General features: G+C 42.0%; 22 protein-coding genes. 6 read left to right on the forward strand and 16 right to left on the reverse strand.

What is annotated here, in order from left to right:
• Positions 1–10 precede the first annotated feature (10 nt).
• From hisB to ACFSTG_RS12955, 15 genes are all read right to left on the reverse strand, one after another.
• On the reverse strand, positions 11–1,147 hold the full coding sequence (gene hisB / locus ACFSTG_RS12885) for a bifunctional histidinol-phosphatase/imidazoleglycerol-phosphate dehydratase HisB (protein ID WP_380753565.1): 1,137 nt from the start codon (positions 1,145–1,147) through the stop codon (positions 11–13).
• Complete coding sequence (gene hisC, locus ACFSTG_RS12890) at positions 1,144–2,196, reverse strand: histidinol-phosphate transaminase (protein WP_380753568.1); 1,053 nt, start codon at positions 2,194–2,196, stop codon at positions 1,144–1,146. The genes hisB and hisC overlap by 4 nt, the downstream gene beginning before the upstream one ends.
• Complete coding sequence (hisD, locus tag ACFSTG_RS12895) at positions 2,186–3,487, reverse strand: histidinol dehydrogenase (protein WP_380753571.1); 1,302 nt, start codon at positions 3,485–3,487, stop codon at positions 2,186–2,188. Before hisD ends, hisC begins: the two co-directional genes overlap by 11 nt.
• A 10-nt stretch (positions 3,488–3,497) precedes the next feature.
• Positions 3,498–4,355, reverse strand: coding sequence for an ATP phosphoribosyltransferase (gene hisG, locus ACFSTG_RS12900; RefSeq protein ID WP_380753574.1), 858 nt, complete (start codon positions 4,353–4,355; stop codon positions 3,498–3,500).
• Positions 4,356–4,575: 220 nt separating this feature from the next.
• Positions 4,576–5,391, reverse strand: a complete 816-nt coding sequence (locus ACFSTG_RS12905; RefSeq protein ID WP_380753577.1) for a prohibitin family protein — start codon at positions 5,389–5,391, stop codon at positions 4,576–4,578.
• 22 nt (positions 5,392–5,413) lie between these two features.
• Positions 5,414–7,447: a vWA domain-containing protein gene (locus ACFSTG_RS12910; protein WP_380753580.1), complete on the reverse strand. Its 2,034-nt coding sequence runs from the start codon at positions 7,445–7,447 to the stop codon at positions 5,414–5,416.
• A gap of 138 nt (positions 7,448–7,585) precedes the next feature.
• Positions 7,586–8,332, reverse strand: coding sequence for a 3-oxoacyl-[acyl-carrier-protein] reductase (fabG, locus tag ACFSTG_RS12915; RefSeq protein ID WP_380753583.1), 747 nt, complete (start codon positions 8,330–8,332; stop codon positions 7,586–7,588).
• 141 nt (positions 8,333–8,473) lie between these two features.
• Complete coding sequence (gene sucD / locus ACFSTG_RS12920; RefSeq protein ID WP_380753587.1) at positions 8,474–9,346, reverse strand: succinate--CoA ligase subunit alpha; 873 nt, start codon at positions 9,344–9,346, stop codon at positions 8,474–8,476.
• 64 nt (positions 9,347–9,410) lie between these two features.
• The gene (locus ACFSTG_RS12925; RefSeq protein ID WP_380753590.1) at positions 9,411–9,821 is read right to left on the reverse strand and encodes a nuclear transport factor 2 family protein; all 411 of its coding nucleotides are present in this window, start codon (positions 9,819–9,821) and stop codon (positions 9,411–9,413) included.
• A gap of 1 nt (position 9,822) precedes the next feature.
• On the reverse strand, positions 9,823–10,755 hold the full coding sequence (locus ACFSTG_RS12930; protein ID WP_380753593.1) for a UDP-3-O-(3-hydroxymyristoyl)glucosamine N-acyltransferase: 933 nt from the start codon (positions 10,753–10,755) through the stop codon (positions 9,823–9,825).
• A 73-nt stretch (positions 10,756–10,828) separates the two neighbouring features.
• Positions 10,829–11,395 (reverse strand): elongation factor P, encoded by a 567-nt coding sequence (gene efp, locus ACFSTG_RS12935; RefSeq protein ID WP_380753597.1) that lies wholly within the window; start codon positions 11,393–11,395, stop codon positions 10,829–10,831.
• Between the two features lie 10 nt (positions 11,396–11,405).
• The gene (lpxA, locus tag ACFSTG_RS12940; protein WP_380753601.1) at positions 11,406–12,191 is read right to left on the reverse strand and encodes an acyl-ACP--UDP-N-acetylglucosamine O-acyltransferase; all 786 of its coding nucleotides are present in this window, start codon (positions 12,189–12,191) and stop codon (positions 11,406–11,408) included.
• Between the two features lie 5 nt (positions 12,192–12,196).
• The gene (locus ACFSTG_RS12945; RefSeq protein ID WP_380753606.1) at positions 12,197–13,585 is read right to left on the reverse strand and encodes a bifunctional UDP-3-O-[3-hydroxymyristoyl] N-acetylglucosamine deacetylase/3-hydroxyacyl-ACP dehydratase; all 1,389 of its coding nucleotides are present in this window, start codon (positions 13,583–13,585) and stop codon (positions 12,197–12,199) included.
• The gene (gene lpxD, locus ACFSTG_RS12950) at positions 13,578–14,606 is read right to left on the reverse strand and encodes a UDP-3-O-(3-hydroxymyristoyl)glucosamine N-acyltransferase (RefSeq protein WP_380753611.1); all 1,029 of its coding nucleotides are present in this window, start codon (positions 14,604–14,606) and stop codon (positions 13,578–13,580) included. Before lpxD ends, ACFSTG_RS12945 begins: the two co-directional genes overlap by 8 nt.
• A gap of 23 nt (positions 14,607–14,629) precedes the next feature.
• The gene (locus ACFSTG_RS12955) at positions 14,630–15,859 is read right to left on the reverse strand and encodes an HD domain-containing protein (protein WP_380753616.1); all 1,230 of its coding nucleotides are present in this window, start codon (positions 15,857–15,859) and stop codon (positions 14,630–14,632) included.
• Positions 15,860–15,901: 42 nt separating this feature from the next.
• On the opposite strand from ACFSTG_RS12955, the gene porX reads away from it, so the two are divergent.
• From porX to ACFSTG_RS12985, 6 genes are all read left to right on the forward strand, one after another.
• Positions 15,902–17,452 carry a T9SS response regulator signal transducer PorX gene (gene porX / locus ACFSTG_RS12960; protein WP_380753621.1) on the forward strand — a complete coding sequence of 517 codons (1,551 nt, stop codon included), beginning with the start codon at positions 15,902–15,904 and terminating at the stop codon, positions 17,450–17,452.
• Between the two features lie 46 nt (positions 17,453–17,498).
• Complete coding sequence (gene tsaE, locus ACFSTG_RS12965) at positions 17,499–17,903, forward strand: tRNA (adenosine(37)-N6)-threonylcarbamoyltransferase complex ATPase subunit type 1 TsaE (RefSeq protein ID WP_380753625.1); 405 nt, start codon at positions 17,499–17,501, stop codon at positions 17,901–17,903.
• Between the two features lie 278 nt (positions 17,904–18,181).
• Positions 18,182–18,325: a hypothetical protein gene (locus tag ACFSTG_RS12970; RefSeq protein ID WP_380753629.1), complete on the forward strand. Its 144-nt coding sequence runs from the start codon at positions 18,182–18,184 to the stop codon at positions 18,323–18,325.
• Between the two features lie 232 nt (positions 18,326–18,557).
• Positions 18,558–18,857, forward strand: coding sequence for a hypothetical protein (locus ACFSTG_RS12975; protein ID WP_380753632.1), 300 nt, complete (start codon positions 18,558–18,560; stop codon positions 18,855–18,857).
• Between the two features lie 55 nt (positions 18,858–18,912).
• A complete protein-coding gene (locus ACFSTG_RS12980) occupies positions 18,913–20,112 on the forward strand; it encodes an alanine dehydrogenase (RefSeq protein WP_380753635.1) in 1,200 nt (399 codons plus the stop codon).
• A gap of 7 nt (positions 20,113–20,119) precedes the next feature.
• Entirely contained in the window at positions 20,120–20,497 is a 378-nt protein-coding gene (locus ACFSTG_RS12985; protein WP_380753638.1) for a DUF4258 domain-containing protein, read from the forward strand.
• 23 nt (positions 20,498–20,520) lie between these two features.
• On the opposite strand, the gene bcp is transcribed toward ACFSTG_RS12985, so the two are convergent.
• The gene (gene bcp, locus ACFSTG_RS12990; protein WP_380753641.1) at positions 20,521–20,973 is read right to left on the reverse strand and encodes a thioredoxin-dependent thiol peroxidase; all 453 of its coding nucleotides are present in this window, start codon (positions 20,971–20,973) and stop codon (positions 20,521–20,523) included.

The raw sequence follows: 20,973 nt of genomic DNA on the forward strand, positions 1-20,973 counted from the left end.
CGCCCCTACCCTAAAGCATGCCTTTGGTTGATGGCAGGATCATTTTATCGGGATCTCTTTTAACAGCTACTTTTATTGCTTTGGCAAAAGCTTTAAAAATGGCTTCTATCTTATGGTGTTCGTTGGTGCCTTCGGCCTTAACATTAAGGTTTGCTTTTGCTCCATCAGTGAAAGACTTAAAGAAGTGATAGAACATTTCTGAAGGCATTTTTCCTATCATCTCTCTTTTGAACTCTGCTTCCCAAACCAGCCAGTTCCTTCCGCCGAAATCAATCGCGACCTGCGCCAGGCAATCATCCATAGGCAGGCAAAAGCCATAGCGTTCTATTCCCAGCTTATTACCTAAAGCTTTTGAAAAGACCTCTCCCAGAGCTATTGCCGTATCTTCAATGGTATGATGTTCATCAACTTCAAGGTCGCCCTTCACCAGGATCTCCAGGTCCATTTGTCCATGACGGGCGATCTGGTCAAGCATGTGGTCAAAGAATTTAATCCCTGTGTCAATTTTGCTTTTTCCGGTCCCATCGAGATTAAGGGAAATGAAAATATCGGTCTCGTTAGTTTTTCTATTAAGGGTAGCTGAACGTGCTTCAAGCTTCAGGAATTCATAGATCTCCCTCCAGCTGTTTGTTTCCTTTTGTATGAAATTTTGGAGCTCCTCTTTTTTAACCGAGATCTCGCTACTGCCCAGTTCTTCATGGCCGGTTATAAAGATCCCTTTTGCTCCAAGATTCTTCGCCAGCTCCATATCGGTCAATCTGTCGCCAATAACAAATGAATTCTCCAGATCATATTTTTCAGTATCAAAATAGGATTTCAATAAACCTGTTCCGGGTTTCCGGGTGGGAGCATTATCTTCCGGGAAAGTACGGTCAATAATGATCTCTTCAAACTTCACCCCTTCATTTTCAAAGGACTTCAGGATAAAATTCTGGACCGGCCAAAAGGTGTCTTCCGGAAAAGAATCTGTTCCCAGTCCATCCTGGTTGGTCACCATGACCAGTTCATAATCCAGTTCCTTAGCGATCCTGGCCATATACTGAAATACGTCTTCATAAAATTCCAGCTTTTCAAAACTGTCCAGTTGGTAATCTTCCGGCTCAAGTACAATGGTGCCGTCACGGTCTATAAAAAGTAATTTTTTCATAATTCAAGTTGCTTTAAGGTCCCGATCAATTTTTTATTCTCCTCTGGTGTTCCCACAGTGAACCTCAAAGTATTTTCACATAATTCCTGGTTGCTGCGATTACGCACCACCACGCCGGCACCTAGTAATTTACGGTAAAGTATACCGGCATCCTTCACTCTTACCAACAGAAAATTGGCGTCTGAAGGGAAAATTTCCTTTACGAAAGGCATTTTTGACAGCTCAGTCTTAAGCACCCCTCTTTCCTGAAGAATGAGTTTAACTTCATTTTTCACCTCTTCAGGATCTAAAAGCCTTTCAAGGGATTTTTGCTGCGTAAGTTCATTGACGTTATAAGGAGGTTTGATCTTATTTAAAATACTAATGATCTCTTCGGAAGCATAACAGATCCCAAGCCGTATTCCGGCTAAACCATAAGCTTTTGAGAGGGTTTGTGTGATCACCAGGTTCGGAAACTCCTGAAGCCGGCCGAGCCAGCTCGCTTCAGCAGAAAAATCAATGTAAGCCTCATCAATGACAACAAGTCCGTTGAATTTCTCCAGGATCTTCTCTACAGAAGTCTCAGAAAATGTATTTCCGGTGGGATTATTCGGGGAGCAGAGAAAAATGAGTTTTGTGTATTTATCTACTTTTTGAAAAATGGCTTCCACATCGGGTTGAAAATCGCCTCTAAGCACCACTTTTCTGTCCTCAACCTCATTCAGATCTGCCAGAACTTTATACATGCCGTAAGTGGGTGGTAGGGTTATAACATTGTCGATCCCGGGGGTACAAAAAGCTCTGAATATCAGGTCCAGTACTTCATCACTGCCGTTCCCCAATAAAATTTGTGCTTCAGAAACCCCTTTTTGTGAGGCAAGAACCTGCTTCACCCTGACCTGCTGCGGATCTGGATATCGGTTCACGCCATTCTCAAACGGATTTTCATTGGCGTCTAAAAATGTCATTTTTCGACCATCGGTTTTGAATTCGTCCCGGGCCGAAGAATAGGCCTGCATCTTCAGCACATTCGGCCGTACCAGTTTTTGAAGATCAAATCTATTGCTCATTCTTCGCTTTTTTTAGTTTCTCCAGTCGCAGGCTTACCGCCTTTTTGTGGGCCTGCAAACCTTCGGCTTCTGCTATTAATTCAATTGCAGGTCCTATTCTTTCGATCCCTTCCGCAGAGATCTGCTGAAAGGTTATAGACTTCAAAAAGCTATCCAGATTGACCCCGCTGTACTGCCGGGCATAGCCGTTGGTAGGCAACGTATGATTGGTACCCGAAGCATAGTCACCGGCACTCTCGGGGGTGTTGTTCCCTATAAAAACTGAACCGGCATTGGAAATCCCGTTCACATAGAAATCGGGGTTCTTCGTGCAGATAATGAAGTGCTCTGGTGCATATTCATTAATGAGTTCAAGCGCCTCATCTTTTGAATTCATAAAAATAAAACGGGAATGTTCGATCGCTGCCCTGGCGATCTCCTTCCGAGGAAGATCCTCCAGTTGAGATACTATTTCAGCCTCTACCTTTTCCAAAAGTTGCTTTGAAAGGGAAAGCAGCACCACCTGACTGTCGGCACCGTGTTCGGCTTGAGAAAGCAGATCTGAAGCTACAAAAGTCGCATCAGCACTATCATCTGCTACCACTAATAATTCTGAAGGTCCCGCAGGCATATCAATCGCTACATTATATTTGGTGGCCATTTGCTTCGCTACTGTGACGTATTGATTTCCGGGGCCAAAGATCTTATATACCTTTCCCATACTTTGGGTTCCAAAAGTCATGGCTGCAATAGCCTGAATGCCTCCCACTTTATAGATCTTTTCGATCCCACATAACTTAGCGGTATAAAGGATCACCGGATTTACAGAACCATCCTTAGCAGGAGGCGTACACAAGATCACTTCTTTACAACCTGCTAATTGTGCGGGAACGGCCAGCATGAGAATGGTGGAGAACAAAGGTGCCGTTCCCCCGGGGATGTAAAGCCCCACCTTCTGTATAGGCCTCTTTTCCTGCCAGCATTGAACTCCGGGAACGGTCTCCACCACCACTTTCTCTGTTCTTTGAGCGGCGTGAAATCGTGAAATGTTCTGCTTTGCAAGGTCAATAGCTGCTTTTAACTCTTCAGGAACTTCGGCTGCTGCCTTCTCAATTTCTTCCACGGTCACTTCGAAAGTTCCGGAAGTCGTACCGTCAAAGAGTTGAGAGTATTTTTGTACTGCTGTGTCACCATCTGCTTTAACCTCTCTAAATATCTGTTCCACCAGCTGTTCAATATCGGCAACTGTTTTTGTGGGGCGTTCGAGAATTGCCTCCCACTCTGTCTTTTCAGGATCAATAAACTTCTTCATTCTTTAATATTTAAAGGACCATTTTTTCAATTGGAGCCACAAGGATTCCCTCAGCTCCATTAGCTTTAAGTTCATCGATCACCTCCCAGAATCTCTCTTCAGAGATCACGGTGTGAAGGGAACTCCAGCCTTCTTCGGCCAAAGGAAGCACGGTGGGGCTCCTCATTCCGGGAAGCAGTTTTACCACAGCATCAAGTTTTGAGTTGGGGACGTTCATGAGAATATACTTGGAACTTCGGGCACGTAAAACCGACTTAATTCGAAACTGTAGTTTCTTTAAGATCTCACTTCTTTCTTCAGAAATTCCTGGAGAAACAGCCAGTACGGCTTCACTTTTCAGCATTACTTCCACCTCTTTCAGGTTATTCTTAAAAAGTGTACTGCCACTGGAGACGATATCGCAAATAGCATCTGCAAGCCCAATATTGGGAGCGATCTCAACAGATCCGTTTATGATATGAAGATCAGCCGTAATGCCTTTTTTGGCCAGGTAATTCTTCACCGTGTTGGGATAAGACGTGGCAATTCTTGCTCCCTGCAGATCCTTAATTTCAGAATACTTTGTGGCTTTTGGAACTGCCAGCGAAACCCGGCATTTCGAAAAGCCAAGCTTTTCTGCCATAGTAATGTCTTCCCCTTTTTCCACCAGTACGTTCTCTCCAATGATCGCAGCATCTACTACCCCATCTCTTAAATACTGCGGAATATCCCCATTCCGCAAGTAGAATACCTCAAGAGGAAAATTTCCTGAAGCCGCCTTTAGCTGTTCCTTCCCATTATCTATGGAAATACCGGCATCGTGAAATAATTTTAAAGAATCATCGTGTAACCTACCTGATTTTTGTACCGCAACTCGTAGTTTTTTCATCTGAAAAATTTTGTGTCCGGGCAGATCAACGGGAGGAATAAAAAAACCCGTTTGAGCTGCTCAAACGGGTTTCTAAAAATATGTTATACACACATATCAATCTCACCTCGCAAGAGCGAACCTATGAGAATGATGATGATGTAGTTGTTGTGATTTCATTTTATATATGCGAAAATACAGCTTTATTTTAAAATCAAAAGCAATTTTCGATTTTTTAGCTTTAGTTATTTCCAAGGATCAAAGGCAAACCTTCATCTCCGGAACCTATAACCACCACTTTTGCATTAGGTGATTTAGCCAGTTCTACAGTTGCCTGTATTCCTTTTTCCTTTAAAACCATATCTGTCAAAGATGCAGCAAGGATCTCGTTCGCGCGGGCCTTACCTTCAGCGTCAATTCTCTGTCTTTCTGCCTCCTGTTCTGCTTTTGTTAACCTAAAAACATATTCCAGTGACTCCTGCTCCTGGCGTAATTTTCGCTCAATAGCATCTTTAATAGTTGCTGGCAAGGAAACATCACGTACCAGAACCTCATTTATTTGTACATATTGATTCTTAAGAAGCACCTGAGTCTCCTCAAAGATCTCCTTTTGAATGGCTTCTCTTTTGCTGGCATAAAGTTGTTCGGGAGCATACCTACCCACCACGGCACGTGCCGCCGACCTTACTGCGGGCTGTAAGACCCGTTGTATATAGGCTTCTCCTTTTTCCTGGTGTAATTTTCCCAGGTCATTATAGTCTGGTTGGAACCAGATAGAAGCATCAAGTTTTATCTCCAATCCGTTTGAAGAAAGTACCTGCATTTTTTCATCCAAAGATTGCTGACGTACTTCGTAAACAAAGACTTTGTTCCAGGGCGCTACAAAATGAAAACCTTCATTTAACGGGGGTTGTTCTGTTACCACCCCTCCACTGAAGGTCTTATAAAGTACTCCGGCTTCACCTGAGTCTATAGTAACTGTTGATTTCGCAATGAGAATAATTAAAAGAATTCCGAAAATTAAAATTGGTAACCCAATTTTGGGTAATCTGTCCATAATAGAAATTGTATTTATTAATTTAAATGTGCCCGTAATATTTCCTTAAAAACCATTCAATACTTAAAGAAAGTATGATGATTGCCAGTAAATAATACCAGTCGATCAAAGGTACGGTGTTTTCTCTCTTTTTTTGCACCGGAAGGTAAGAATTCGATGAAAGCAGGTTTTCTATTAAAGCAGCAGAACTTCCCAGGAAGTACAATTCCTGATCCTTTTGTTCGGCAATGGTCTTTAAAACTTGCAGGTTTGCCCCGGTGAATTGGGATTCCACATCAAAGGAAAGCAGCCTGAATTTCCCCGATCTTCTTAAATTCTCACCAGCTACAGATACCGAAAAAGAATATTCACCCGGAGAAAGATGTCCAAGATCAACAGTATACCTGTTCTCCCGCAGCAAAAAGGGGATTTTTCTCTCTTCGTTTTCTCCCTCCTCCTTTAAGGTTAAGGTCAACCTTCCCCGATCATCAAAAATGTAATTTTTATCAAAATATTCTGCTGTTATGAAAGGCATTACGCTTCCATCGTAAACAGGTTCATACTCAATGGTAAGGCGTTCTTTCCTTTTTCCTGAAGAAAGATATTGCACGATCTTTCCCATAAATTCATCAAAGCCAGCAAATGTTTCATTCTCCTGGTAATACCGGCTTCGCCATTTCCAGATATCAGCTCCAAATAGAAAAGCTGTTTTAAGCTCATCCTGCTCAGTAAAACAAAGCATGGGAATTTGCGTTTCCATTCCCTGTATTTTCCTAAAAAGGAGGGTTTCTGTAGTTTCGGGAAAAGTGAGTTGACCGAAATTTCCCTGCAGCGGAGGAAAATCATCAAAACCTATATCTTCTGCCTGAAAAGCCCGGAATCCGGAATTAAGTACCGGAAAGAATTCTTCAGTCTGCCCGGTGATTTCCTGTTGATGGGTCTCCTGTTCGCCATTCAGGAAACGCCAGTTGGTCAAAGGCCCTGTGACGAACCAGTGATTCCTTTTCTTTTTCTTAAGTTCGTCCAGCAGCAGTTTAAAACTTTCTGTTGGTTGATAAAGGATCACCAGTTGATATTGTTCAATATCAGCAGGGACAGTATTAATATGTCTCAGGCTGACTTCCCGTTGCTGATTGGCCTCAATACTTTTTTTAACTGCTCCCAAATCAGGATGCAGCACCTCATAGGCCAGGAGAATGGAGGTGCGTTCATCGATCACTTCCACGGCAAATTCCTTTGTGTTGTTCTGAACATTCTTTTCATCGTTCAAAGGTTCAATCTTTGCCTCAAAAGTTCTAACCCCCACTGAGGAAGCAGGAATTTCAGCTCGTAGCACAGCAGAATTATTTTGAGGGCTTAAAGAAACAGGACTTTTAAATATTACATTTTTCCCGGAGCTGATCGTTACACGAGTGTTGATCCCGGTCTTTCCCGAGTAGGAAACCATAATTTCCACCGGAAACCGGTTTTCAAGAAAGGCATATTTATTCACGTTGATCCTGGAGATCGCCAGGTCCTGGTAAGAAGTGGTATCCCCTACCACTACGGGCATCAAAGGTTGCCGGTATCTCTGAGCTGAGAAAGTAAGATCCTCTCCCAGGGTTTGGTTCCCGTCTGTAATAAGAATAGTAGGGGCAGTGGAATTCTCATAAAGTTTGTTTAGTTCTCTGAAGACAGCTGGGATGTTCGACTGGCGTTCTTCGAAGGTAAGATCACTTTGTTTTTTCAGCTCATTTCCGAAGGTGAAGATCTCCACATCAAAACGTTCATTGATCTGCTCATGCTGCGAAATATTATCCACCAGCTGCCTCACCTCTTCTTCTGCCTTAAAGTGCGCAACAGAACCGGAGTTATCTACAGCCAGCACCAAATGAGGTTTCTCGGTATAATACTCCTCATTTTTGATCTGCGGATTGATCAACAGCAGAAAGAGCAAAAAAAGGCTAAGAAACCGAAGAAAAGCAAAGACTGAATTCCTGCTCCGACTTCCTTTTGCACGGAAAAAATACTGAAAAAAGGAGATCGCCCCGGCAAGGACCAGTGCTAAAATGATAAGTAAAATAGTGGTAGCAGGCATTTTTATTTCCCCGGTTAAAACGGAAAAGGAAGATAGGGATAAATGCCATTGAATAAAAACAGCTGCCCGAAAAGTTAAAAATTTCAGCTAAAAAGATCTCAGTTGAAAATTTCGCTTTTTCGGGCAGCAATAATAATATTAGGTAAGCATTCCGCCGTCAACATTCAATACCTGACCAGTGATATAAGCACTCAGATCGCTACCCAGGAATACACATGCATTCGCGATATCTTCAGGGGTACCTCCTCTTTTCAAAGGAATTGCCTCTCTCCAGCCTTCAACAACTTTTTCATCCAGTTTCCCTGTCATTTCAGTTTCGATGAATCCGGGAGCGATCACATTGGTTCGAATATTCCTTGAACCTAATTCCAGGGCCATGGATTTTGAGAAACCTATCATTCCTGCTTTAGATGCTGCATAATTTGCCTGGCCGGCATTACCTTTCACACCTACCACACTGCTCATGTTAATGATGCTCCCGTGGCGCTGCTTCAGCATAGGGCGCTGTACAGCCTTGGTCATGTTGAAAACAGATTTCAGGTTCACCTCGATCACCTTGTCAAAATCTTCCTCGCTCATTCGCATTAAAAGATTGTCCTTGGTAATACCCGCGTTGTTGATTAAAATATCTATGCTTCCGAAGTCGGTCATGACATTCTTGACAAGCTCCTGGGCCTCTTCAAAATTGGCAGCATTAGACTTGTAACCTTTGGCTTTTATTCCTAAAGCCTGAAGTTCTTTCTCCAGTTCATTGGCTGCTTCTACAGAAGAACTGTAGGTAAAGGCAACGTTTGCTCCATGCTTTGCGAATACTTCAGCTATTCCTTTTCCAATACCTCTGCTGGCACCGGTAATTATGGCATTCTTTCCTTCTAATAATTTCATATCAAAAATGTATTTCCTGGTCAGTATTTAAAAATTAAAACCAAATATAATAAAACGTGGGTTTAACATTAAAAAACCTCCGGAAGTTCCTGATTTTCCATCAGCAAACCACGGAGGTTTTATATGAGTAAATAGGATTGATTAGCCCATTACTTCTTTTACTTTCTTTCCAATTTCCGCAGGAGAATCTACAACATAGATCCCACACTCACGCATAATGGCTTTTTTGGCTTCGGCTGTATCTTCACTTCCACCTACGATAGCCCCGGCGTGTCCCATGGTTCTACCTTTTGGAGCAGTTTCACCTGCAATAAAGCCAACAACAGGTTTTTTGTTCCCGTTATCTTTGATCCATCTTGCAGCATCTGCTTCCAGCTGCCCACCTATCTCACCTATCATCACGATACATTCGGTTTCATCGTCATTCATGAACATTTCAATCGCCTCCTGAGTAGTAGTTCCGATTATAGGATCTCCTCCAATTCCAATCGCTGTAGTAATGCCCAAACCTTGTTTTACAACCTGGTCTGCCGCTTCATAAGTAAGGGTACCAGATTTAGAAACGATTCCAACCTTTCCTTTTTTGAAGACAAATCCGGGCATGATACCCACCTTGGCCTCTTCGGGAGTGATCACCCCGGGACAGTTAGGTCCTACCAAACGGCAATCTTTATCTTTAATATAGTCTGCTACCTTGATCATATCTGCAACAGGAATACCTTCAGTAATCGTAATAATTACCTTGATCCCTGCATTGGCAGCTTCCATAATAGCATCTGCAGCGAATGCCGGGGGTACAAAAATGATGGAAACATCTGCTCCCGTTTCTTTTACAGCTTCAGAAACTGTGTTAAAAACAGGTTTTTCAAGGTGTTGTTGCCCACCTTTTCCAGGAGTAACCCCACCTACCACATTTGTTCCGTATTCTATCATCTGGCCGGCGTGAAAAGTACCTTCACTTCCGGTAAATCCCTGAACAATTATTTTTGAATCTTTATTTACTAAAACGCTCATAGTTGATTTTTGAATTTTGTGTTACAAAAATAGGTTTTTATAGAAGAAACCTAAAGGTTTTTCATTATTTACTTGGGAGGAAAGAATCGAGATTTTCGGGACTGTCATCAGCCTGCTGACTAATTTGATGGCCTTTAAACATTTTGCCGTCTTTCACCTGCCAAATCGCTATAAAATGAGCCATTGGCAATTCCTCATCAGGATTTTCTATCGTCTTTACGTAATAGGTGAATCTGATAGTGACCATATCCCCATCTGCAAGAAGATGGCTGACGTCTGTACGCAAGGATTCAAATGATTTAGTGAGTTCTTTGGAAATATCACAAATTTCCTGGAAACCTAATTTATGAAATCCGGCACTGCTGTTCCAGAATAATTCGGCTTCAGGATGAAGATATTTCCTGATAGTTTCAGGATCCCTGTAAAAATCTGAAGAATAAAATTTCTCGACGCATTCTTTAGGTTCTAGGCTCATATCAACTTTTTAGATTTTCGATCAATTTAGGCAATTGGCGCAGAAGTGCCAACTCCTTAAGCTTTGCCCGCGATTCCATTGCCGGGTTACCACTGTAAATAGTATTTTCTTTGGTTGATTTTGTTATACCGGCCTGCCCCATCATTACACCACCTTTTTTCACGGTGATCCCACTACGCATTCCAACCTGCCCCCAAACCGTGACTTCGTCTTCAATGATCACCGCTCCCGCAATACCGGTTTGGGAGGCAATAAGGCATTTTTCGCCAATTACCGTATCATGGCCCACCTGGATAAGGTTGTCCAACTTCGTTCCTTTGCCAATAGTGGTATCTCCTGTCACCCCTTTATCAATGGTGCAGTTGGCACCAATCTCCACATCATCCCTGATGACCACTCTGCCCCCTGAAAGCAGCTTATCAAAACCTTCAGGTCTTTTCTTGTAGTAGAAGGCATCACCTCCCAGTACCGTTCCGGAGTGAATGATCACATTATCACCAATAACCGTATTGTCATACAGGCTTACATTGGCATGAATAATACAGTTCTTACCTATTTTAACATTATTCCCCACAAAGACATTGGGCTGAACCACAGTTCCTTCTCCAATTTTTGCGGAAGCAGCTACTAAAGAAGTGGCTTTTTCAAAAGGCCTGAAATACCGGGTGAGTTTATTAAAATCCCTGAAGGGATCATCTGAGATCAATAGTGCTTTTCCCTCGGGACAGTCGACTTTTTTATTTATAAGAATAATGGTCGCTGCAGAATTTAAAGCCTTATCATAATATTTAGGATGATCTACAAATACAATATCTCCCGGGGTGACCACGTGGATCTCGTTCATTCCCAGAACAGGGAAATCTGACGCCCCGACATATTCCGCTGAAATTATGGTTGCTATTTGTTCAAGGGTATGTGGTTGCGGAAACTTCATGGGTATTGAGTATTAAGTATGGAGATGTGAGACTTGAGAAGAAAGATTTTGACTATCCTCTGTCCTCTGCTCCTTATTCCTTGATTCTTTCTTTATAGGTGCCTTTTTCAGTCTCTATTTTGATCTTGTCACCTTCGTTGATGAATAGAGGCACATTCACTTCGGCTCCTGTTTCTACAGTCGCGGGTTTAGTGGCGTTTGTCGCTGTGTTTCCCTTTACTCCGGGCTCTGTATGGGTGACCTCAAGGATCACACTTGCCGGCATTTCCACAGAAAGGGGCATTTGATCTTCTGTATTGATCAAAATAGTAACCACTTCCCCTTCTTTGAGAAGTCCGGGTGCATCGAGTGCACTTTCGGTCAATCTTATCTGGGTATAATCTTCAGTATTCATGAAGTGGTAGAATTCCCCGTCATTATAAAGAAACTGAAATTTGTGGGTTTCCACCCTTACATCTTCGATTTTATGACCTGCAGAAAAGGTGTTATCGATCACTTTACCGGTTGTCACACTTTTAAGTTTTGTACGAACAAAAGCAGGTCCTTTCCCCGGTTTTACGTGTAAAAATTCAATAACCTTAAATATGTCATGATTATACCTGATGCATAATCCATTTCTAATATCGCTTGTATTTGCCATTTCTCTGTGATTAATTTGAACTAATATATCCTTTCATGATCCCACGTTGGGAATTCTTTATAAACTCCAGAATATCATCCCTTTCTGAAGTGGCTTCCATTTCAGCTTCAATAATGGCCACCGCCTGGGAATTATTATAATTTTTCTGATACAATATTCTGTAAATATTCTGGATCTCCCTGATCTTATCTGTTGAAAATCCTCTCCTCCGCAATCCGATAGAATTGACTCCCACGTAAGAAAGCGGCTCCCTACCCGCCTTAACGAATGGCGGAACATCTTTTCGCACCAGGGAGCCCCCGGTTACAAAGGCATGGCTTCCTATACTACAATACTGCTGAATGGCAGCCATTCCTGCCAGTATCACATAGTCTCCTACATTGATATGACCGGCAAGAGTACTGTTGTTGGAAAAGATACAATTATCTCCCACTATACAGTCATGGGCAATATGGCAGTAAGCCATGATCCAGCAATTCTTACCAATCACGGTCTTCATCCTGTCTGAGGTACCCCGGTTTATGGTGACACATTCCCTGATAGTGGTATTGTCACCTATCTCAGTGGTTGTATCTTCATCATCAAATTTCTTATCCTGTGGAATGGCTGAAATTACAGCGCCGGGAAAAATATTACAGTTCTTACCTATCCGGGCCCCTTCCATTATAGTAACATTCGATCCTATCCAGGTACCTTCTCCTATCACCACATTATTGTGTATGGTGGTAAAAGGTTCAATCACCACATTCTTTGCAATCTTGGCACCGGGATGTACGTATGCTAAGGGTTGATTCATAATTTTTATTTTTGTTTTACGATTTGAGCCATTAGAATGGCTTCGGTTACCAGCTTACCGTTGGCATAAGCATATGCCTGCATCTGGCAGATCCCCCTTCTTATGGGGGCGAGTAATTCCAGTTTGAAGATCAAAGTATCTCCCGGTACCACCTGGCGTTTGAACTTAACATTATCTATCTTCATGAAAAATGTGAGATAATTTTCAGGGTCCGGTACAGATTTTAGCGCAAGGATACCTCCAGTCTGGGCCATGGCCTCTACCTGAAGTACTCCGGGCATAACCGGCTTTCCGGGAAAATGCCCCACGAAAAAAGGTTCGTTCATAGTGACGTTCTTTACGCCCACTACTGTACTTTCAGTTAGTTCGATGATCTTATCAACCAATATGAAAGGTGGCCGGTGCGGCAGGATGTTCATGATCTCATTGACATCCATTAATGGTTCCTGGTCAAGATCATAGTGCGGCACATTATTCCTTTTCTCGGCTTTTATGATCTTGGAAAGCTTCCTGGCAAACTGGGTGTTCACATAATGACCGGGTTTATTTGCGATCACCTTTCCGCGTATGCGGGTACCTACCAGGGCAAGATCTCCTATTACGTCCAGCAACTTATGTCTAGCCGCTTCATTTGGATAGTGAAGGGTAAGATTATCAAGGATACCATTTGGTTTTACAGCAATATTTTCTTTTTTGAAAGCACCCCTTAACTTTTCCATTGTTTCAGGACTTAGCTCTTTGTCCACATAAACGATTGCATTGTTAAGGTCCCCACCTTTTATGAGTCCGTTCTCCAGCAGGGTTTCTAATTCATGAAGAAAACTGAAGGTTCGGGAGTCAGCGATTTCCGTTTTAAAATCAGATAATTTCTGAAGTGAGGCATTCTGTGTACCCAATACTTTGGTACCAAAGTCTACCATGGCTGTAACCTGGTATTCATCAGCAGGCATCACGAGGATCTCACTTCCCGAAGCTTCATCTGTATATTTAATTACCTCTTTAACTACATATTCCTCACGGTCACATTCCTGCTCCTCAATTCCTGCCTCCTCAAGGGCCTCGACAAAGAATTTTGAAGAACCGTCCATAATTGGAGGTTCAGAAGCATTTAGTTCGATAATGAGGTTGTCTATTTCCAAACCAACACAGGCAGCCAATACATGTTCTGATGTTTGTATGGTCACCCCGCCCTTCTCCAGATTGGTACCACGTTGGGTGTTGACCACATAAGCCACGTCGGCTTCTATTGAGGGTTTCCCCTCCAGGTCTGACCTTACGAAAGTGAAGCCACTGTTGTTAGGGGCAGGTTTAAATGTGATCGTTACTTCATTTCCTGTATGAAGTCCCACACCTGTCAAGGAAATTTCTTTCCTTATGGTTTGCTGTTTAGCCATTATCCTTTTGTTTTTTTTCTAGTTGAGTTAAGCGATCCTCTATCTTAGGCAAATGCTTGAAATGGACATATGATTTGTTGTACTCATTGTATCCAATCGCAGGAGAACCCTGTATAACCTCATCATCCTTAATGTTGCGACCTATGCCCGACTGTGCCTGGACCTTCACACGATTTCCTATATTAATATGACCGGCAATACCCACCTGTCCTCCAATGAGGCAATTCTTTCCGATCTTGGAAGAACCGGCTATCCCGGTTTGGGCTGCAATGGCTGTATTTTCACCTACCTCTACATTGTGGGCTATCTGTATCTGGTTGTCCAGCTTCACCCCTTTGCGGATTATAGTAGAGCCAAGGGTAGCACGATCAATGGTTGTTCCCGCTCCAATATCAACATTATCCTCAATGATCACATTCCCTATTTGTGGAACTTTTGAATATACCCCTTCCTGGTCGGGTGAAAAACCGAAGCCGTCGGCACCAACAATCGCACCTCCGTGGATTACACAATTATTGCCTATTATGGTTTCTGAATAAATTTTTGCTCCCGGGAAAATAATCACATCATTCCCAATCTTCACGTTGTCTCCTATATAGGAATTCGGAAATATCTTCACGTTATCTCCTAATATCACATTTTCACCAAGGTAGGCAAACGCTCCAAGGTAAAGGTTTTCTCCGTGCTTAACCGATTCTGAGATAAAGCTTGGCTGCTCGATCCCTGTTTTGTTAAGTTTCACCTTATTATAATACTCCAGGAGTTTGGAAAAAGCTTTATAGGGATCTTTCACCCGTATAAGTGTGGTTGAAAGTCCTTCTTCTGCTACAAAACTGTCGCTTACTATCGCGATAGAAGCTTTGGTAGAATATATATAGGATGTATATTTTGGATTGGCTAAAAAGGTAATAGCTCCTGCTGTCCCCTCCTCAATTTTGGCCAGTTTATCAACTTCCACATTTGGATCACCGGAAACTTCACCTTCTAATATACCTGCTATTTGAGCTGCTGTAAATTTCATTCTGGCAAAAGTAAAAAAATTAGTTAATCTTTCCGTTTTGGGTAACAGATATAAAATTTGGTCACAGGCTTTGAAAGCGCCTTCAAATTAAAGTGATCTGAAGCTTTAATGACATCGGTGATCCTTCCGCTCTTAAAGAGAATATGTATCTTCTCATCTTCCTTTTTATAGGCCAGGTTGGAGATGTCCCCGCTGAAAACAAAATACCTCGCCTGCTCTTCAGAAATAGAATATTGCTCCATAAGCTTTTCGATATGCTCCTGCAGGCGCTCTTCCTTCACCGGTTTCTTCTTCAGTTTTATTTTCAAAAGGTCCCGGTTTATGATCATCTGGCAAAGGTTACTAAGCACAAAATCTTCATCATTAACCCATTCTTTCATGGCAGAAAGTATATCATAATCGTCAAGTTGTGCGAAGATCTCTAATGTTTCTTCGGAAAAATTCTCAGCGGTGATCTGGTTTTTCAGAAAATAAGTAAGGGCTGTACTGCCAAACAGGGTCCTTCCTTCCCCCACCAGTTCTTTTGCCCGCTTGAGCACCCTAATGAGCAACTGTTCTGCCACCACCCCGGTCTTATGTAGATAAACCTGCCAGTACATTAGTCTACGGGCGAGCAGGAACTTCTCTACTGAATAGATGCCTTTTTCCTCCACCATGAGAACATCATCAACTACGGTCAGCATACTTAAAAGCCGCTCGCTGTTGATATTGCCTTCTGCCACCCCGGTGTAAAAACTGTCCCTTTTAAGGTAATCAAGCCGGTCCATGTCGAGTTGACTTGAAATTAACTGACACAAAAATTTGCGATGATATTGCCCTTTGAATATCTTGATCGCCAAAGTTAATCTTTGGTTAAACTTCTTATTGATCTTCTCCATAAAAAGGGAAGAGATCGTTTCATGGCTCACCCCTTCCACGATGCTGTGTTCCATGGCGTGAGAAAAAGGACCGTGACCTATGTCGTGCAGCAAAATGGCTATCTGCAGGGCTTCTTCTTCTTCAGGAGAGATCTCAACCCCTTTTATTCGCAGCACCGCGATGGCTTTCTGCATAAGGTGCAAACATCCTAAAGCATGGTGAAAACGGGTGTGATGGGCGCCGGGATAGACCAGGTATGACAACCCCATTTGGGAAATACGGCGTAATCTTTGAAAGTATTTATGCTCAATGATATCAAACACCAGTTCGTTTGGTATCGTAATAAATCCGTAAATTGGATCGTTTAGAATTTTGAGTTTATTTCTTGAAATCAAGCCCTGATCCTTTATTTTATTAATTCGAACAAAGATACATATATGAACGATATCAAAATACTATGGGTAGATGACGAAATTGATCTTCTGAAACCCCACATTTTGTTCCTGGAAAGCAAAAATTATAATGTCCATACCTGTCAAAGCGGAACCGAAGCTCTGGAAGAGATCGAAAAGGAGAATTTTGACATAGTGTTCCTTGACGAAAACATGCCCGGACTAACGGGTCTTGAGACCCTTGCAGAGATCAAGGAGAAACAGGCCAACGTCCCCGTGGTCATGATCACCAAAAGTGAAGAGGAATATATAATGGAGGAAGCCATTGGCTCCAAAATTGCCGATTATCTCATTAAACCGGTAAACCCGAACCAGATCCTTCTTAGCATTAAAAAGAATCTCGACCATTCAAGGTTGATCTCAGAAAAGACCACTTCCAGTTATCAGCAGGAATTCAGAAAGATCGCCATGGACATGGCCATGATCAATTCCTATGAAGGCTGGACGGAACTGTACCAGAAACTAATTTACTGGGAACTTGAACTGGAAAACATAGAAGACACAGGTATGTTTGAGATCCTGGAATCTCAAAAGACCGAAGCAAATTCCCAATTCTGCAAATTCATAGATAAGAACTATCCGGCCTGGTTTGAGAAGGATGCTGATGCACCAATCATGTCCCATACCTTATTCAAGGAAAAGATTCTACCCGAAATTAGTAAGGAACAACCCACTCTGCTCGTCGTAATTGATAATATGAGATATGACCAATGGAAGGCTTTTGAGCCGGTGGTCAACAACTATTATAAAAAGGAGCAGGAAATACCTTTTTTCAGTATACTTCCCACTGCTACCCAATATGCAAGAAATGCGATATTTTCTGGCCTCATGCCAAGTGATATGGAAAAACTTTATCCAAACCTATGGAAGAACGACACAGATGAAGGCGGCAAGAACCTGCATGAAGATGAATTCCTTCAGGCTCAGTTAAAAAGGTTAGGGGCTAATATTAAACATGAATATCATAAAATAAGCAGTCTGAAGGCAGGAAAAAGGCTGGTGGAGAATTTCAGGAGCCAGAAGGATAACGACCTTACCGTTGTGGTGTATAACTTTGTGGACATGCTTTCTCATTCCAAAACTGAGATGGAGGTCATTAAGGAACTTGCGTCCACCAACAAGTCTTACCGTTCCCTTACACATAGCTGGTTCAGAAATTCACCTTTGTTGGAGATCATTCAACAGGCGCAGAATTTAGGTTTCAAACTTATACTTACCACAGATCACGGTACTATCAATGTAAAGAACCCTTCAAAAGTGATTGGAGATAAACAAACCAGTCTTAACCTGAGGTACAAAACCGGTAAGAGTTTAACTTATGAAGAAAAAGATGTACTGGCAGCGCCCAATCCAAAGACCATACATTTGCCCAGCATTAACATGAGCAGTTCCTTCATCTTTGCCAAGGGAGACCTCTTCTTTGCCTATCCCAATAATTACAACCATTATGTGAGTTATTACCGGAATACTTTCCAGCACGGCGGGGTATCAATGGAAGAGATGATCATCCCATTTGCGGTCTTATCACCTCGGTAATAAGATTTTAACTATATTTACCTGCCCAAATCCTGTTAAGTACCATATGGAAGTCACCTACCTTCTGTCTGAAATTGAAGCTGTTGCCCAAAAGGTTTTGCAAAATACCAAAGGCAAAACCATTCTCTTTTATGGAGAAATGGGAGCAGGAAAAACCACGTTGATCAAAGAATTACTTAAAATTTTGGGTGCCGAAGATATTGGCTCCAGTCCTACCTTTTCCCTTGTTAATGTTTATGAAACCGAAGACGGTACGGTAAATCATTTCGATTTTTACCGGATCAACGATGAATCTGAGGCCTGGGATATGGGATTTGAGGAATATTTGCAGAGTGATGCCTGGAATTTTATTGAATGGCCGGAAAAAGTTGGAAGTTTTATTGAGGAAGAGCATCAAAAACTCGAGATAGAAATACTGGATGAAGGAATCAGAAAGTTAAAGTTTTGTTAATTTTGTAAGGTTTTCCTTATTTAGCAAAAAATTTTAAAAGTAAGATTTTACTTTCAAAATTTGAGAAAACATAGAAATTAGCAGGTGCATGAGAGCAGACGTCGAAAAAATACATTTTTTTAACTAATAAAATCAGGATATAGAATTTCAGGAAGTGGCAGATTTTTCTTCCAAAAAGGGCGCAAAAGTACAAATAATGTATTAAAAATTAGCGGATTAGTTTTTTATAGGTTTGCTTCAGTAAACAAAACGAAACACAACCTTTAAAAAACTATATCATGAAAATTAAAGCCGTACTTTTAGCAGTTTCCATCTTTGGAGCCACTTTCTTTGTAACTTCAACCACTGACAACGATGACAAAAATGAGATCAAGAAAACCGCTGTTGATACAAGGCTCATCCGGGTTCCTACTAACGGGTAGTATCATAGCTATTTGTATAGCATTTTCACCTTATTTATTTTATTTATATGAAATTTTCCCAAGCGGTCCCGTTTGGGAAAATTCTTTTTTTAGCTATGAAAGTAAATATTATAAGGATGTTTTAACTGCAGCCTGGACTTTCCTAGGGAAAATCACCCCCCTATTCTTACTGCTCATTTGGTTCTTCACCTGTAAACATTGGTGGTACCATGTTATTCTTGTTCCTACCGTAATGTATGCGTATCAATTTGTCTCTGCTGTGTATGAGGATTTCTACGGAGAAGGAGTAATTGATGTGAATCAATTGATTTATTTAGCTCCTTTTTTTATAGTTATTCTTTCCCTAGTTTATCTTATCAGGATTAAAATATTTGACCGTGTTTATGGTATAGACCTGAGTGAATTGGAACGGGAAAATATTTCTCCCTTTTCGCCTTTATCTGATAAGGAGTACCAGGAGATAAAATCTTTTAGGGAAGAAGAGGAACATACTTCCGAAGAGATTAAAGAGGATTACTACGTAAGACTCTAAATCTTGCATATCTCTTTAAAAAAGTCGTAATTTATTTCTTGTTACCGAAAAAATTATGACCGAGCAAGTTTCCCCTTTTACCAAGGACCAGTTGATCCCACAGGAAGAGACCCTGGAAGTTTACAAACACAAAGGCCAGTTATTCATTGGCATCCCGAAAGAAAACGCCTACCAGGAAAAAAGGATTTGCCTGACCCCCGATGCGGTTGCAGCCATGACAGCTCACGGTCACCGGGTATTGATGGAAACGGGAGCCGGCGCCGGAGCAAAATTCAGTGACAAAGATTATTCTGAAGCGGGAGCAGAGATCACCAGCAATACTAAAAAAGTCTTTTCCTGCCCCATGTTACTCAAGGTGGAACCTCCCACCCTGGAAGAACTGGACATGGTGAACCCACAAACCACCATAATTTCTGCACTGCAACTTAAGACCCAGAAAAAAAGTTATTTTGAAAAACTCGCTGCCAAAAGGGTGACCGCCCTTGCTTTTGAGTTCATACGTGATGATGATGGTACTTATCCTGCGGTTAGAGCACTTAGCGAAATAGCAGGAACAGCATCTATTCTGATCGCTTCTGAGATCATGAGCAATAATCCCGCGGGCAATGGGTTGATGTTTGGGAATATCAGCGGGGTGCCACCCATTGAAGTAGTGATATTAGGCGCAGGTACCGTTGGAGAGTTTGCAGCACGATCTGCCCTGGGCCTGGGTGCCAATATTAAAATTTTCGATAATTCCCTTACCCGACTTCGGGCCGTGCAGGCAAACCTTGGAAGGCCATTGCACACTTCTACCATACAACCCAAGAACCTGATTAAAGCTCTTAAACGCAGTGATGTGGTCATAGGGGCAGTAAGAGGACAGAACCGCTCCCCTGTCCTGGTCACAGACAGCATGGTTCAAAACATGAAGAAAGGGGCAGTGATCATAGATGTAAGTATTGATATGGGCGGTTGTTTTGAAACCAGCGAGGTGACCACCCATGAAAAACCGACTTTCGTAAAATATGGCGTTGTCCATTACTGTGTTCCCAATATCCCTTCCCGGTATGCCCGTACCTCTTCCCTTTCCATCAGCAATATTTTCACTCCCTATCTGCTGCACATTGCAGAACAGGGCGGACTTGAAAATACCCTAAGATTCGACAAGGGATTGAGAAATGGTTTGTACTTTTACCACGGAATTCTTACCAACAAATCTATTGCTGACTGGTTCGATCTTTCCTACAGGGACATTAATCTTCTAATATTTTAAAGACAGAATGAAATTTATTCACCGACTTGGCTTTTACCTGGGGGGATTCGCCATTGGCCTGGTTATTCTCTTTTTTTTTCTGAGCGGAAAAAGAGCATCATGTGATTACTCTCCCGATGCGCGGGTACTGAAAAATATAAGAATTAAGGAGCGGGCTTATTCTGAAGAGGCACGGGAAGCCATGATCAATTACAAGATTGACACACTCCAGATCTCGGCAATATTGGAATCCGGAGATATTGATTTCGGCCGAAGCAATACCAAATTAGATTCCTGCAAAACCTATATGGTTACGGGAGAATCAGAAGAAAACCAACATCTGGAACTTCTTTTTGAAAACTGTGATTCTTTAGCTACACTAAAGAAGGTCTGGGTAAAACCCTAACCTTCTTCAGTAGCAAGAAGTCTTCAGGAAAGTATCTGGGCGGCGTGATCCTTGGTCTTCACTTTAGAAATAACTTCAGAGATCTTCCCTTCTTCATCGATCACAAAAGTGGTACGGTGAATTCCGTCATATTTTTTCCCCATGAACTTCTTGGGTCCCCACACGCCAAAGGCATTGATCACTTCTTTATTTTCATCGGCCAGCAACGGGAATGGCAACTCATATTTATCCCTGAAATTTTTCTGTTTCTTTTCAGAATCAGCGCTTACACCCAGGATCTCATATCCTTTGGTTTTAAAGACTTCCCAGTTGTCCCTTAAATTACAGGCTTCTGCTGTACATCCCGGGGTACTTGCCTTGGGGTAGAAGAATACCACCAGTTTTTTTCCTTTATAGTCTTCCAGAGAATGAACATTGCCATCCTGATCTTTTGATGAAAATTGCGGGGCCTTATCCCCTTCCTTCAATGTCGTCAT

The sequence above is a fragment of the Salinimicrobium flavum genome, from assembly GCF_042684505.1.
Classification (GTDB): domain Bacteria; phylum Bacteroidota; class Bacteroidia; order Flavobacteriales; family Flavobacteriaceae; genus Salinimicrobium; species Salinimicrobium flavum.